At 70.5% G+C, this 14,236-nt stretch carries 10 protein-coding genes; 6 read left to right on the top strand and 4 right to left on the bottom strand.

Annotation, left to right across the window (positions count from 1 at the left end):
- Positions 1–3,402, bottom strand: a complete 3,402-nt coding sequence (locus tag LXT23_RS40485) for an AAA family ATPase (protein ID WP_253985819.1) — start codon at positions 3,400–3,402, stop codon at positions 1–3.
- Between the two features lie 93 nt (positions 3,403–3,495).
- The gene (locus tag LXT23_RS40480) at positions 3,496–6,084 is read right to left on the bottom strand and encodes a LamG domain-containing protein (protein WP_253985818.1); all 2,589 of its coding nucleotides are present in this window, start codon (positions 6,082–6,084) and stop codon (positions 3,496–3,498) included.
- A 313-nt stretch (positions 6,085–6,397) separates the two neighbouring features.
- On the opposite strand from LXT23_RS40480, the gene LXT23_RS40475 reads away from it, so the two are divergent.
- The 6 genes from LXT23_RS40475 to LXT23_RS40450 all read left to right on the top strand — a co-directional run bounded on the left by LXT23_RS40475 (position 6,398) and on the right by LXT23_RS40450 (position 13,071).
- Positions 6,398–7,762 (top strand): OprO/OprP family phosphate-selective porin, encoded by a 1,365-nt coding sequence (locus tag LXT23_RS40475; protein ID WP_253985817.1) that lies wholly within the window; start codon positions 6,398–6,400, stop codon positions 7,760–7,762.
- A gap of 14 nt (positions 7,763–7,776) precedes the next feature.
- Complete coding sequence (locus LXT23_RS40470) at positions 7,777–8,823, top strand: sulfate ABC transporter substrate-binding protein (protein WP_253985816.1); 1,047 nt, start codon at positions 7,777–7,779, stop codon at positions 8,821–8,823.
- A 14-nt stretch (positions 8,824–8,837) separates the two neighbouring features.
- A complete protein-coding gene (gene cysT, locus LXT23_RS40465; protein WP_253985815.1) occupies positions 8,838–9,680 on the top strand; it encodes a sulfate ABC transporter permease subunit CysT in 843 nt (280 codons plus the stop codon).
- Between the two features lie 3 nt (positions 9,681–9,683).
- Entirely contained in the window at positions 9,684–10,532 is an 849-nt protein-coding gene (gene cysW / locus LXT23_RS40460; protein ID WP_253985814.1) for a sulfate ABC transporter permease subunit CysW, read from the top strand.
- Positions 10,529–11,599 carry a sulfate/molybdate ABC transporter ATP-binding protein gene (locus tag LXT23_RS40455; RefSeq protein ID WP_253985813.1) on the top strand — a complete coding sequence of 357 codons (1,071 nt, stop codon included), beginning with the start codon at positions 10,529–10,531 and terminating at the stop codon, positions 11,597–11,599. Before cysW ends, LXT23_RS40455 begins: the two co-directional genes overlap by 4 nt.
- 131 nt (positions 11,600–11,730) lie before the next feature.
- The gene (locus LXT23_RS40450) at positions 11,731–13,071 is read left to right on the top strand and encodes a glycoside hydrolase family 16 protein (protein WP_253985984.1); all 1,341 of its coding nucleotides are present in this window, start codon (positions 11,731–11,733) and stop codon (positions 13,069–13,071) included.
- A gap of 21 nt (positions 13,072–13,092) precedes the next feature.
- On the opposite strand, the gene LXT23_RS40445 is transcribed toward LXT23_RS40450, so the two are convergent.
- Both LXT23_RS40445 and LXT23_RS40440 read right to left on the bottom strand, forming a co-directional pair.
- Positions 13,093–13,416, bottom strand: a complete 324-nt coding sequence (locus LXT23_RS40445; RefSeq protein ID WP_253985812.1) for a hypothetical protein — start codon at positions 13,414–13,416, stop codon at positions 13,093–13,095.
- A 30-nt stretch (positions 13,417–13,446) separates the two neighbouring features.
- Positions 13,447–14,004: a TlpA disulfide reductase family protein gene (locus tag LXT23_RS40440; protein ID WP_253985811.1), complete on the bottom strand. Its 558-nt coding sequence runs from the start codon at positions 14,002–14,004 to the stop codon at positions 13,447–13,449.
- Between the last annotated feature and the right edge of the window lie 232 nt (positions 14,005–14,236).

The following is a 14,236-nucleotide window of genomic DNA, read 5'->3' as shown; positions in this document are numbered from 1 at the left end:
TCAGTCCTCCTCCACCGAGCCGAAGACGCGCCACTGCAGCCACGCCTCCAGCAACGCGCTCATGTCGGGGCCCTCCTTGCCGAAGCGCTGCTTCGCACCGGTGCGCAGGTCCTCCAGCGAGCCGCCCTCGGCGTCGCTCGTGGTGGGACGCACCCGGCGCACCTCCGTCTTCACGAGGGTCTTCTCCAGCTCCTCGATGGAGGACAGCGCCTGCAGGGACATGGGGCGTGGCTCGAAGCGCGCCCGCACCAGCGCGGCCTGGCTGCCCTCCACGAAGCGGTGGACGCCCTGCTCACCCGCGAGCAGGAGGGGCAGCGTGCTGCCGGTGAGCCGCAGCGCGTAGCCGACGGGCACGGGCTTCACCTCCCTCAGCTCGTCTTTCTTGGGCAGCCAGCTCCACACGAGCATCGTGGACTTTCGCGAGGGCTTCTCGCCCTCCTTGGGTGGTGGCGGCTGGAGCACGGCGCGCTCGAAGGCCACCGACTGGTCCATCGCCCACTGCTCGTAGGCCTTCGCCATCATGCACAGGTGGCCCCAGGCGCTGCGCCCGGGGACCAGGATGAGGGTGGCGCCCCGGGAGTGCGCGAAGAGGCTGGAGTAGATGCGCTCGCGCAGCGGGAGGAACGTCTTGCGCAGCAGGGCCACGTCGCGGGCCAGTGACTCCGCCTGGCCCACGGCGCGGGACAGGTGGGCTTCGAAGAGGAGGTCCTCCACGGCCTCGGCCTGCTGGATGCAGTCGCGCAGCGCCTTCTCCAGCTCCCGCGCCTCGGAGGACTTGCGCGACGCCTCCTCGGCCAGCTCGCGCTCCTCCCAGTACGCCGTCAGGCGCGACGACTTGTCGAAGAGAGCCAGCTCCCGCCGCAGGGCCACCATGGGGTTGGAGCGGCTCCAGCGCCGCACCTCGGCGCGCAGGACGGCGGCGTCCTCCAGCACCTTCTCGATGGCCTGCCGGCCCACGCCCTCGGCCGCGCCACCCACCGACTCCGCTCGCAGGGCCAGGCCCTGGGCACCGGCGTCCACCTGCAGGCTCACCGGCCCGCTCTGCGGATGCGCCGCGAGCCACGCGGCCACCGGCACCACCAGCTCCCGCTCCAGCGCGCGCTTGAGGGGGCGGGCGCCATAGCGCGGGTCGAAGCCGCGCTCCGCCAGCCAGTCCAGCGCGGCCGGAGTGACTTCCAGCCGGGCGTCATGGAGGGACAGGCCGGGGCGGCGGCACACGGCCTCCACCTCGCGCACCACCAGCCGGCGCAGCAGGTCCGCTGAGAGCGGCGAGAAGACGACCACGTCATCCAGCCGATTGAAGAGCTCCGGACGGAAGAAGCGCTGCACCTCGGTGAGGTAGTGGGCGCGCAGGGCCGCCGTGTCGGGCGCGCCACCGGTGGAGTCGAAGCCCACGCGCGCGCGCCAGGTGTCCGCGCCCAGGTTGCTGGTGAGCACGAGGACGGCGTTGCGGAAGTCGGTGAAGCGGCCGGACGCGTCGGTGAGGCGGCCCTCGCCCAGCACGCCCAGCAGCGCGTCGTGCACCGCGGGGTGGGCCTTCTCCACCTCGTCCAGCAGCACCACGCAGAAGGGCTGGCGGCGCACCGCCGAGGAGAGGTGCCCGGGAGTGACGCCGTCCCCCAGGAGGCGCAGCAGCGCGTCCGGGCCGGCGTACTCGCCCATGTCCAGGCGCACCATGCGCTCCTTCGCGCCGAAGAGCAGCTCCGCCAGCGCCTTGGACAGCTCTGTCTTGCCCACGCCGGTGGGGCCTATGAAGAGGAGGACGCCCAGCGGACGTCGCGTGTCCGCCAGCCCCGCCTTGAGGATGGAGACGACGGAGGCCGCGCGCTCCACCGCCGCCTCCTGGCCCAGCACGCGCGTGGAGAGGAAGGTGCGCACCTGGCCTGCCTCCAGCGGCATGTCGTCGCGCAGCAGGTGCTCGGGGATGCCGGACTCGGAGGCGAACTGGCGGATGGCGTCCACACGCGTGACACGCGAGAGCGCGGCATGCGAGCACGCGGCCAGCAGGCGGCGGAGGAAGGCCACCGCGTTGCCCACCTGCGCGCCGTAGGGCAGGAAGCGCCGGCAGAGGAAGCGCGCCTCCTCCAGCGCCTCGGGAAGCACGTCGAGCGGCCGGGGCCCCACGTCGTCCTCGGCCACCGCCGCGAGGATGCGGGCGAGCGCCTCGGGAGTCGGCTCCTCCACGCGCACCACCGAGAAGAGCCGGGCGAAGCTGGCGTTGCGGCGCTCCACCACCGCCCAGTCCTCGGGCGTGGCCTCCGCCACCACGGACACCTCGCGGGTGGCGAGCAGGGGCAGCAGCAACTGGGCGACGTTCTGGTCGCTGTGGGCGCTCTTGCCCGCGTCCAGCAGCTCCAGCGCGTGCCCCAGGGAGAGCAGGGCGTGGGAGTCAGAGGCCTCGCGGAAGCTGCGCAGCACCTGCTGCTGCCAGTCGCCCCACATGCCCTCGCCCGCGATGAGGCGGCTGCCGTCGAGGAAGAAGAAGGGCCGGGCGCGCTCGTCCGCGGTGGCGGTGGGGGCGCGCAGGGCCTGGGCGAGCGCATGCAGCACCGCCGTCTTGCCCACGCCCGAGGGGCCCACCAGCACGATGGACTCCGCGTCCTTCGCGGCCAGGCGTGCGCGCAGCAGCGTCACCAGCGCATCCTGCTCGTAGGCGGCGTCGAGCTGCCCTTCCTGGGCGAGCTTGTGCCAGGGCACTCCGACGCGGTCCAGCGTGGGCGTGGCAGGCGGCTTGTCCGGCTTCGCGCCCGAGTCCTTCCGGCGCGAGCGACGGCGGGGCTCCCAGGTGTCCAGGTCCAGCGCGTCCTCGTCGTCGTCGTCAGGGCTGGCGTCGCCCTTGTCCGCGGGGGCGTCCGGTGGGCGCGGCGGCGGGCGGATGTCCAGGTGGAGCTGGCGCGGGGTGAAGATGGAGAGGGGAGGTGGCGTGACCTTCACCTCCAGATCCAGAAGCGACTCCGGGCCGTCGGGGCGCAGCGCGAGCCGCTGCGCATCGGTGCGTCGCTCCAGTCGCTCCTTGAGCCGGTCCGCCACGTCGTCGGGGAGCTTCTTCCCCTCGAACCACAGGTGCGTCGAGAGGCGCGGGGCGTGCAGGCCGGTGAAGGACTGGTGCGCGGGGGCGACGACGGCGGAGAAGGGCAGCGTCGCGACGGTGTTCTCCTCCGCGCCCCAGATGGGAAGTCCGGGCACCTCGAGCGTGTGCAGGACGCCGCCCGTCGGGGTGATGAACTCCGGCACGCGGCGGGGGTGGACGCGGGTGAGCTGGTCATCCAGCGCGAGCGTCAGCTCCTCGGTGGCCTTCTCCAGGGAGTCCGCGTGCACCGCGAACTCGGGCAGGGACAGGGGTGTCAGCGTCACCCGGCTGCTCGCATGACGCTGCACCCAGCATTGAAAACGGAAGTTCATGGAGGGGGCTCACGCTAGCACGGTGCTCCGCAGCGACGGGGCGGGGCACCGGAGGCTGACGTGCCCGCATGCGGGCGCCCCCTCAACCCCTGCTCACGGGTTGAACTTCCAGGGCACCGTCACCGCCGGCTGGAAGCAGTGGATGTTCGCGAGCGTGCCGTTGGCCAGTTCCTGGATGACGCCGGCGCCATAGCCTCGGGTCTGGCACCACCGGCTGACCTCCAGCTTCGAGTCGGCGGAGGTGAAGCTGCCTGCGTTGGACGCGGGCCCGAGCTGCTCCTTGGGCACGTCCTGGATGAGGCCGGAGTTGAAGCAGCCCACCCACGGCCGCGACGTCAGCTCGAAGAGCTGCCCCGTCGTCCACCCCAGGCTGTTGCACCAGCGGTGCACGGCCGCGCCGCAGTCCATGCCCTGCGCGACGCGGTCGTCCGAGCACCCCGCGTGCTTGCGCGCCAGCTCCTCGAAGGTGACGGCCAGGCTCTGATGTTGGATGGGCGCGCACGCCACGCTCACGTCGGTGGCGGTGGCGCTCGCGGGCACGCCCAGCAGCGAGATGGGCGGCCGGTTGCCGATGAGCTGCTGGACGGTCTCGTACACGTTGGTGCTGTTGGCCAGCGCGTCCGTCGTCCCGCGCTGCGCGCAGACACGGTGCATGGACGACGCGCACGCCTGCGAGCCCAGGGCCGTGTAACTGTTGCAGGACGGGTGCTGCTGGCTCATGCCGAACTGGCCGGCGGTGGGATGCACCTGGATGGCCTCGTCCTTACAGGACGTGCCGTGCGTCGCCATGCAGACGCTGCGGTTGGAGCGCGCGTGGGTGAAGAAGCGGACCTCGTCGATGGCGCCACGGAACGAGCCCTCGCCGGTGGCGGGGCAGGCCTGCGTGTTCAGCGTGTTGCCCGCGCCGATGGACAGCGCGCCCGTGCCGAGCCGGAAGGAGCCCGTCACCACGGGCAGGGCGCGGCCCGTGGACACGCCGTTGACGTACTCCTTGAAGATGCCGGTGACGCCGTCCCACGTATAGGCGAGGTGGGTCCACACGCCCACGGGCAGCACGGGGCTGACGCCCAGGCGAACCCGCTGGCCGTTGAGCACGAAGGACATCTGCACGGTGTTGTTCGCCTCGTAGATGAGGTCCAGGCCGCCGGACTTCGCCAGGAGGTACCGGTACGGGTTCCCCGTGCAGCCCGTGTTGATGTTCGCATCCGGCTTGATGGCGAGCTGCACGGTGAAGCCGCGCACGAAGGCGCCCACGCCGGGCACGGTGCCGCTGGGGTCCGTGAGGTTGACCGTCAGGGCGCCGCCACCGGGCAGCACCAGCGCCTTGCCCTTGCCGTGTGGCTCGAGCAGGGAGCCCGACGGCGGCTGCGTCACCGCGTTACCGGGGGAGACCTGGGCCGTGCCGGTGAGCGTGCCGGTGAAGAAGCGGCCCGACAGGTCCGGCGTGCGCGTCAGGTCATACGCTCCCGCCCGGGTGACCATTTCGTTCATGGGCAGGAAGAGCAGGGCGAAGGGGTCGGTCAGCTCGCCCAGGTCCACCTCGTTGTAGTCGCCCGTGTTGCTGCCGAAGAGGGGGAGCACGTCGTGCGTCTTGGTGACGGGCAGGTAGCGCGTCTCGTTGCTGGAGCCCGGCGGGAAGTTCTGCGCGGGCGCGCGCTCCTGCTCCAGGTTCCACATGGGGCTCGAGTAGAAGAGGTGCGCGATGTCGCTGCGGTCGGTGTTGATGCTCCCGTCCACGTGGTACGCCGTCCAGCCCGTGTCCGCGCCAATCAGGCTCACGGCCTCGCGGCGCGCGCCGTCGGTGTACACGACGCCGGTGTAGAGGACGTTGCGCCCCTCGTGGTCCACCCACGCGTAGGCGCCGCGGATGAGCGCGCCCGTCGTGGTGGTACCGAAGGCTTCGCCGGTGGCGGCCCGCAGCGGCTGCCACGCCAGCGGGTAGCGCTTCACGCCCGCGTCCGGGTCATTGACCATCATCGACAGGGGCCGCGGGTTGCTCCAGCCCGACGCCGCGCACGGCGTGGGGTTGTACGAGTACATCAGGTGGTCGATGACGCCGTTGTTGGCCGGGCCGCCCTGGAAGATGAGCAGGCGCCCGTCCGAGGTCATCGTGGGCTCGATGCCGCGAATCGCCGCCCCGGTGACGGTGGTCAGCTCCTGCAGGTTGCCGGTGGTGAACGACGAGATGTCCGCCTGCGCCGTGAAGGGCAGCGAGACGCGGACGTCGATGGGGCGGCGGCGGAACCGGTTCTCGCCGTTGAACATCCGCGAGTCGAAGAGGTACGGCTGGTACACGGCGAGCCCACTGGACAGCGTGTAGGGCTGCGCGGGGTTCGGGAAGCAGAAGGCCAGCGCATTCTCCCCGTTCCTCACCTGCGTGGTGCGCCCGGGGGAGAACACGCTCGAGAAGCCCGGCTTGCCCTGGGCGTCATACGTCACCGCCTCCGGCCGGAAGACGCGCGCAATCCACGTGGTGGTCGTCGTCGCGTGGTCCTCTCCGATGTTGCCGATGAAGACCCGCCCGTCGATGGTGGACGAGTGGCCGTTGGCGTTGAACGGGGTGCGGATGCGCGTGTTCACCAGCGAGGGGCGCTCGGCCGCGGCGGCTCCGGAGGACGCGAAGAGGAGCGCAAGCAGCGCGGTCTCGAGCAGCAACCGCGGAGGACGGACTCGGGGGGACATGAGGACTCCTGTCGTGGAATCCTGATTATACAAGAATTGCCTTGAAGGTACGTTCGGTGGCCGACGCCGTGGACGCGTTGACAACGCAACCGTCACCGGGGCATTGTCAGCCGGCTCATGTTCTTCGCGACCACCACCGCTTGTTGCTGCTGTCACGCACCTGCGGTGGGCGCCTGTCCACCAGTGGCCTGAGAGCCCTGGTCGAACCGGTCCGAAAAAGCCCACTGCCCGCGAGGGAGTGGGCTTTCGAGTTTCAGGACCCGAATCCAGCTCATCCCATCGCGGCCTCCCGTTTCCCCAAACGAGGTTCCGCATGCAAGGTGTCGCTGGTCGTTCCATCGCCGTCGCCGTAGGGCTGCTCATCGCCCCGCTGGCGTCGGCACAGACAACCCCACCGGAAGCGCCGCCCGCGCCGCCACCCGAGACAGCCTCGCCTGCGCCGACCTCCGAGGCGGCCCCAGCTCCGCCCGCGCCTGAAGCCGCCACCGCGTCGTCCGCGCCGGTGACGAAGGCGTCGTCGGAAGGCATCACCGTGTCGTCCGCGGACAAGGAGATACAGCTCCGGCTGAAGGGCTACGCCCATGCGGACGCGCGCTTCTTCGAGAGCGACGCGGACCGGCCCGGGGCGACGACGTTCCTCCTGCGCCGGGCGCGCCCCATCGTGGAGGGGACGTTCTTCAAGAAGGTGGACTTCCGCATCATGCCGGACTTCGGCGGTGGCACGGCCACCGTCCAGGACGCCTTCGTCGAGTTCAAGCCGCTGAAGCAGCTGCGGCTGCGCGCGGGCAAGGCCAAGCCGGAGGTGGGGCTCGAGCGGCTCCAGTCCGCGACGAACATCATCTTCGTCGAGCGCGCCCTGCCCACGAACCTGGTGCCCAACCGCGACGTGGGGCTCCAGCTCGGAGGCGAGCTCGCGGAAGGCGTGCTGAGCTACTCCCTGGGCGCCTACAACGGCACGCCGGACGGCGCCAGCGTCGACACCAACCTGGACGACAGCTTCGACCTCGTCGCGCGCGTGTTCGCCCATCCCTTCAAGGCCACCCCCATCGGCGCGCTGAAGAAGCTGGGCGTGGGCGTCTCGGCGACGAGCGGCCAGCAGTTCGGCTCGCCCACCGCCACGGGCCTGGCGCCGCTGCGCACCGCCGGGCAGCAGACCTTCTTCAGCTACCGGACGGGCGCCACCGCGGCGGAGGCGGTCATCGCCAGTGGAGACCACGTCCGTTTCTCGCCCCAGGGCTACTTCTACTTCGGACCGCTCGGCGTGCTGGCGGAGTACGTCAGCTCCGCGCAGGAGGTGAGCCGGGGCGGGGACCGCGCGCGGCTCCGTCACACCTCATGGCAGGCCACCGCGTCCTACGTCCTCATCGGAGGTGAGGCCGACTACAAGGGCGTGCGTCCCGTCGCCCCCTTCAGCACCGCTGGAGCAGGGTGGGGTGCCGTGGAGCTCGCGGCCCGCTACTCGGCGCTGAGCGTGGACCCGGATTCATTCTCGCTCTACGCCGACCCCGAGCGGTCCGCTCGCGAGGCGAAGGAGTGGGGACTCGCCGCCAACTGGTACCTCAGCAGCAACGTCCGCGTGGCCGCCAGCTACGTCCGCACCACCTTCGAGGGTGGCGCGGCCGGGGGCGACCGCATTCCCGAGTCCGTCTTCTTCTCCCGTTTCCAGGTCAGCTGGTGAAAGGCCCCGCCGCCATGCGCTCGAAGCTCTGGGTTCCGCTGTTCACGCTGCTGTCCCTCGCCGGCTGCTCCTCCAAGTCCGGTGACGCCCCCGCTGCTGGCGCTCCCTCGGGAGAGGCCGCCGTCACGCTGCTCAACGTCTCCTACGACCCCACGCGCGAGCTGTACACGGACTTCAACGCCGCGTTCGCGAAGCACTGGGAGGCGAAGAGCGGCAAGAAGGTCACCATCAAGCAGTCCCACGGCGGCTCCGGCAAGCAGGCGCGGGCCGTCATCGACGGGCTGGAGGCGGACGTCGTCACGCTGGCGCTCGCCTACGACGTGGACATGCTCCACGACAAGGGCCAGCTCATCCCCCAGGACTGGCAGACGCGGCTGCCGAACAACAGCGCGCCATACACGTCCACCATCGTCTTCGTGGTGCGCAAGGGAAACCCCAAGGGCATTCGCGACTGGGACGACCTCCTGAAGGAGGGCGTGGCCGTCATCACCCCGAACCCGAAGACGTCCGGCGGCGCGCGGTGGAACTACCTGGCCGCCTGGGGCTACGCGCTTCGCAAGGAGGGCGGCAGCGAGGCCACCGCGCAGGCCTTCGTGGAGAAGCTCTTCCGCAACGTCCCCGTGCTGGACTCGGGCGCGCGCGGCTCCACCACCACCTTCGCCGAGCGCGGCCTGGGTGACGTGCTCATCGCCTGGGAGAACGAGGCCTTCCTGCTCACGAAGGAGGTGGGCAAGGACAAGTTCGAGATCGTCGTCCCCTCGGTGAGCATCCTCGCCGAGCCGCCCGTCACGGTGGTGGACAAGAACGTGGACAAGCGCGGCACCCGCGCCGCCGCCGAGGCCTACCTCCAGTACCTCTACACGGACGAGGGCCAGGAGCTGGCGGCGAAGCACCACTACCGCCCGCGCTCCCAGGCCGTCGCCGCGAAGCACGCGTCGCAGTTCCCCAGTGTGAGCCTCTTCACCATCTCCGACGTCTTCGGCGGCTGGAAGAAGGCCCAGGCGGCGCACTTCGACGACGGCGGCGTCTTCGACCGCATCTACGCGCCCCAGGCCCGCTGAAGGGGCGCCACGCCATGCCCGCGTCCACCAAGCGCCGCGTCCTGCCCGGCTTCCGGCTGTCGCTGGGGTTCAGCTGGTTCTACCTGGGGCTCATCGTCCTCATCCCGCTGTCCAGCCTCTTCCTCAAGACGTTCACCCTGACGTGGGCGCAGTTCTGGACCACTGTCACGTCCGCCCGGGCCCTGGCGGCGTATCAGCTCACCTTCGGCGCGTCGCTCGCCGCGGCCCTGGCCAACGTCGTCTTCGGGCTGCTCGTCGCCTGGGTGCTGGTGCGCTACCGCTTCCCCGGGAGGGATTTGGTGGAGGCGCTGGTGGACCTGCCCTTCGCACTGCCCACGGCGGTGGCGGGGCTGACGCTGACGACGCTGTTCTCCGCCAATGGCTGGTACGGCCGTTACCTGGAGGCGGTGGGCATCAAGGTGGCCTACACGTCCATCGGCGTGGCGGTGGCGCTCACCTTCATCGGGCTGCCCTTCGTGGTGCGCTCGGTGCAGCCGGTGCTGGAGGACATCGACGTGGACGTGGAGGAGGCCGCGGCGACGCTGGGAGCGACGCCGTGGCAGACGTTCGCGAAGGTCCTCTTCCCGGCCATCCTGCCGGCGCTGCTCAGCGGCTTCACCCTCGCGTTCGCCCGGGCGCTGGGCGAGTACGGCTCCATCGTCTTCATCTCCGGCAACATGCCGCTGCGCACGGAGATCGTCCCGCTGCTCATCGTCACCAAGCTGGAGCAGTACGACTATGCGGGGGCGACGGCCATCGCCGTGGTGATGCTGCTGGCGTCGTTCACGCTGCTGCTCGCGGTCAACCTGCTCCACCGCTGGACGAACCGCCGGCTGGAAGCCCGGCCCGGACACTGAGCCATGCACCCCTCCACCCTCATCCTGCGGCGGCGGACGCGGACGCTCAGCGGGCCCGCCGTCATCCGCTGGGCGCTCATCGGCGCGGCGCTGCTGTTCCTGGGCGTGTTCCTCCTCGTCCCGCTGGTGGCCGTCTTCTCGTTCGCCTTCCAGAAGGGCTGGGCGGCCTACGCCGCGGCCATCCAGGACCCGGAGGCGCTGTCCGCCATGCGCCTGACGCTGACGGCGGCGGTCATCGCCGTGCCCCTCAACCTCGTCTTCGGGCTGGCCGCCGCGTGGCTCATCGCGCGGTTCCGGTTCCGGGGGCGCTCGCTGCTCATCACCCTCATCGACCTGCCCTTCAGCGTGTCGCCCGTCATCGCGGGCCTCATCTTCGTGCTGCTCTTCGGACGCAATGGCTGGCTGGGGCCGTGGCTGGCGGCGCATGACCTGAAGGTCATCTTCGCGGTGCCGGGCATCGTCCTGGCCACCGTGTTCGTGACGTTCCCCTTCGTCGCGCGCGAGGTGCTGCCGGTGATGCAGTCCCAGGGCAGCGACGAGGAGGAGGCGGCGCTGACGCTGGGCGCGAGCGGCTGGCGCATGTTCTGGAGCGTCACCCTGCCGAAGGTGAAGTGGGGCGTGCTCTACGGCGTCATCCTCTGCAACGCGCGGGCAATGGGCGAGTTCGGCGCCGTGTCCGTGGTGTCCGGGCACGTGCGCGGCGTCACCACGACGCTGCCGCTGCACGCGGAGATTCTCTACAACGAGTACGACTTCGTCGGCGCGTTCGCCGTGGCGTCCCTGCTGACGCTGCTCGCGCTGGTGACGCTGGTGGTCAAGAAATACGTGGAGTGGAGGAGCGTCACGTCATGAGCATCATCGTCGAGCAGCTCACCCGTCGCTTCGTCGAGGGCGGCAAGCCCGCCGTCTCGGACGTGTCCTTCCAGGCGCCCGCGGGCGCCATCACCTCGCTGCTGGGGCCGTCGGGCGCGGGGAAGTCCACGCTGCTGCGGCTCATCGCCGGCCTGGAAGTCCCGGACGGAGGTCGCATCCACATCGACGGGGTGGACTGTACGTCCATGCCCGTGCAGCAGCGGGACGTGGGCGTCGTCTTCCAGAGCTACGCGCTGTTCCGTCACATGACGGTGCGGCAGAACATCGGCTTCGGGCTCCAGGTCCGGGGCCGCCCCCGCGCGGAAGTCGAGGCCCGGGTGGACGAGATGCTGCGCCTGGTGCAGCTGGAGGCGCTGGGCGGCCGCTACCCCGGGCAGCTCTCCGGCGGGCAGCGGCAGCGCGTGGCCTTCGCGCGGGCGCTGGCCATCCGGCCCCGAGTGCTGCTGCTGGACGAGCCCTTCGGCGCGCTCGACACCCGGGTGCGCGAGGAGCTGCGTGAGTGGCTCCACCAGCTGCACGTGCAGACGGGCCTCACCACGCTACTGGTGACGCACGACCAGCAGGAGGCGCTGGAAATCTCGCAGCACGTCGTGGTGATGAGCGAGGGGAGGGTGGCCCAGGCGGGCTCCCCCGAGGACATCTACAGCCGGCCCGCGTCGCCCTTCGTCGCGTCGTTCATCGGCGGCGCCAGCGTGCTGCGCGGCCGCGTCCAGGCGGGCAGGGTGGCCATGAGCTCGCTGTCCGTAAATGTGTCGGCAACGGCCCGCGAGGGCGAGTCCGTCCAGGCCTTTGTTCGGCCTCACGACATCAAGCTGGCGAAGTCACCCGGAGGGGATGCGGTGAACGGGCATGCCCCCACCGGCCGCGTGGAGCGGCTCAAGCCCGTGGGCGCCTACGTGAAGGTGCTGCTCCGGCTTCCCTCGGGGGACGAGGTCTCCGTGGAGGTGCCCCGCTCGGAGTTCGATGCGCTCGGCGTGGTCGAAGGTGACTCGGTGCGCGCCGACGTGCGCACCGCCACCGTCTTTGTCGGGGACTACGCCATCTGAAGAAATCCGGACTTTCTCCATTGTCCGAAAAAACTGTTCCAGTGTGCGGGCTCCAGGGGTAAGTCAGGGAGCGTTTCCCCTGGCTTGCTACCCTGGAGGATGACGTGCACAGACGACAGGCATGGCGTTCGATGCTGTGGGCCGCTGGTTGCGTGGCGGTGCTCGGTGGATGTGGAGAGGAGGCTTCGCCCTCCGCGCCCGAGCCACTTCCGCTCGTGAGTCAGGCGCAACGCGAGCTGGGCTACGACCCTGGTCCCGGGTGGAACCTCGGGTGGCAGGACGACTTTCCGGGCACGGCGCTCAACGGCGCGCACTGGACGGTGCTGACGAGCAACTGGGACCCCGTCACCAACAACTGCAACTTCGGCACGGGTGAGCTGGAGTTCCCCCGCGCGCAGAACGTCACCGTCTCTGGCGGCAAGCTCATCATCACCGCGGAGCGGACGGGCGATGGGCCGTATGACTCGCGCTGTGCCGGCTACGGGCCGCGTTCGTTCTACTCGGGCCGCCTCCACACCAAGGGCAAGGTGGAGCGGCGCTACGGCAAGCTGGTGGCGAGCATCAAGATTCCGTCCGGCTACGGCATGTGGCCGGCCTTCTGGACGCTGGGCGGCAACATCTCCTCGGTGGGCTGGCCGCGCAGCGGCGAAATCGACATCCTCGAGTGGCACTCCAACGAGCCCACGTGGATGAAGTCCGCGGCGCACTACTTCGCCAACGGCGCGGACCAGCACTGGGGCACCGGCGCCAACCGGGGCTACAGCCTGGCGGACGGCTTCCACATCTATGAAGTCGAGTGGACGGCGAACCGGATGATCTTCCGCCTGGACAACCAGGTGCGGGCCACCGCGGACTTCAACCACAACGAGCCCGCGTTCCAGCAGAACCACTACATCCTGCTGAACCTGGCGCTCGGCGGGAACTGGTACGGCAACCCGCCGGCCAGCGCGATTGCGCTCGGCGCGGGGGAGCGCAAGACGATGGAGGTGGAGTGGGTGCGCTGGTACGACGCCGGCGCGACGCCGCCCGCCACGCTCACCAACCCGTCCTTCGAGTCCGGCATGACGGGCTGGGCCACCTGGAGCCCCAACGGCACCGAGGCCGCGGACTTCAGCGAGACGTACAACGGTGGCCGCACGGGCAGCTACCACCTGACGCACTGGAACAACGGCTCACCGTTCGAGGTGTGGACGTACCAGGTGGCCTCCGGGCTGCCGGCGGGCAACTACCGCGTCCGCGCGTGGGTGCGGAAGGGCGGCGGCTTCGACCTGGCGCGGCTGCAGGCGAAGACGTGCGGCGGCTGCGCGCCCGTCTACACGGACCTGGGCTCGTATGGCGCGTGGACGCTGGTGGAGACGCCGCCCATCTCCGTCACCGGCGGCTCCCTGGAGCTGGGCTTCCACACCCGCGTCACGGCGGGCAACCCCGCCAACTACATCCACATGGATGACGTGGAGCTCATCCGCCTGTGAGCGGCCGCCACGCGGCGGGAGTCAGGAGCCGACTTCCGCCACGGAGGCGAAGGGCACCTCGTAGTGGGTGACGTGCAAGTCCCTGTCGATGAGGTAGCGGTCGTCCTCCGGGTAGAAGACGGCCCGCTCGGGGGACTCGCCCGCGAAGCGGCGGACGGCGTCCATGGACTCCCACAGCGTCACCAGCAGGAACTCGGCGCGCTCACCCGTGACGCGCCGCAGGCAGTAGGCGCCGAGGTTGCCGGGCGTGGCGCGGTACTGCGTGAGGCCCGTGCGCTCCAGGTAGGCCTGGTAGGCCTCGGCATCGGCTGCCTTCGTCACGCCACGCCAGGTGCGGGCCAGCATGGGAAACCTCCGCGGGCGTGGTGCCCACAGCTACAGCATCAGCCGCCACCCCAGTCCGGCGAGCGTGGTGTAGCCGACCACCGCGCGCTCGATGCGGCCCTCGGGCGACAGGAAGAACACGGTGGGGAAGGTATCCACGCGGAAGGCGCGCTGCACGGCGTCGTCCCCGAGCAGCACGGGGAAGTCCACGTCGTGCTCCTGGACGAAGCGCCGCACGTCCTCCTCGTCGTCGTAGGCCACCGCCACGGACACCACGTGCGCGGAGTCCCCCGCGAGCCTCCGGAGCTGGGAGAGGTTGGACGACTCCACCTTGCAGACACCGCACCAGGGGGCCCAGAAGGCCAGCACCACCGGCTTGCCGCGCAGGGCCTCCAACTGGACGGGCTCGCCCCCGAGCGTGCGCAGCGTGAAGCCCGGCGCCGGGGCGCCGCCTCCGGGCAGCCGCCGTGCCTGCCACGCGCCCACCGCCGCGACGATGAGCACCAGCACCGCCAGGTCCACGCCCCACCGCACCCACCAGCGCTGGCGGGCCCGCTCCCAGGCGGCCTTCATCCGTCCCAGCGCTCCAGTCGGGGTACCACCCTCCATGCCAGTCCTCCTCCCAACAGGTCTGCTTGTCCGACAGGTTTCGCTGCACCCCTCACCCTTCCAGCGGAGCCGTCCCGGGCGCGGTTTCCCCCAACCTGTCTGCTTGTCAGACCGTCGAAAAAGGGGGGGGAGATGCTCAGGGTAGGAGCCGAAGCGCTCGACTTCTTGAGTATGGCGTGGTTGTCGAGGAGGGGTGAGAGCCAAGGGCGCGAAGAAGCGGCGGGCCAGGGAA

The organism is Pyxidicoccus xibeiensis (genome assembly GCF_024198175.1).
In the GTDB taxonomy this organism is placed as follows: Bacteria; Myxococcota; Myxococcia; order Myxococcales; family Myxococcaceae; genus Myxococcus; species Myxococcus xibeiensis.
Note: the sequence above shows the minus strand (reverse complement) of the source record. Positions and strands in the feature narration are given on the sequence as shown.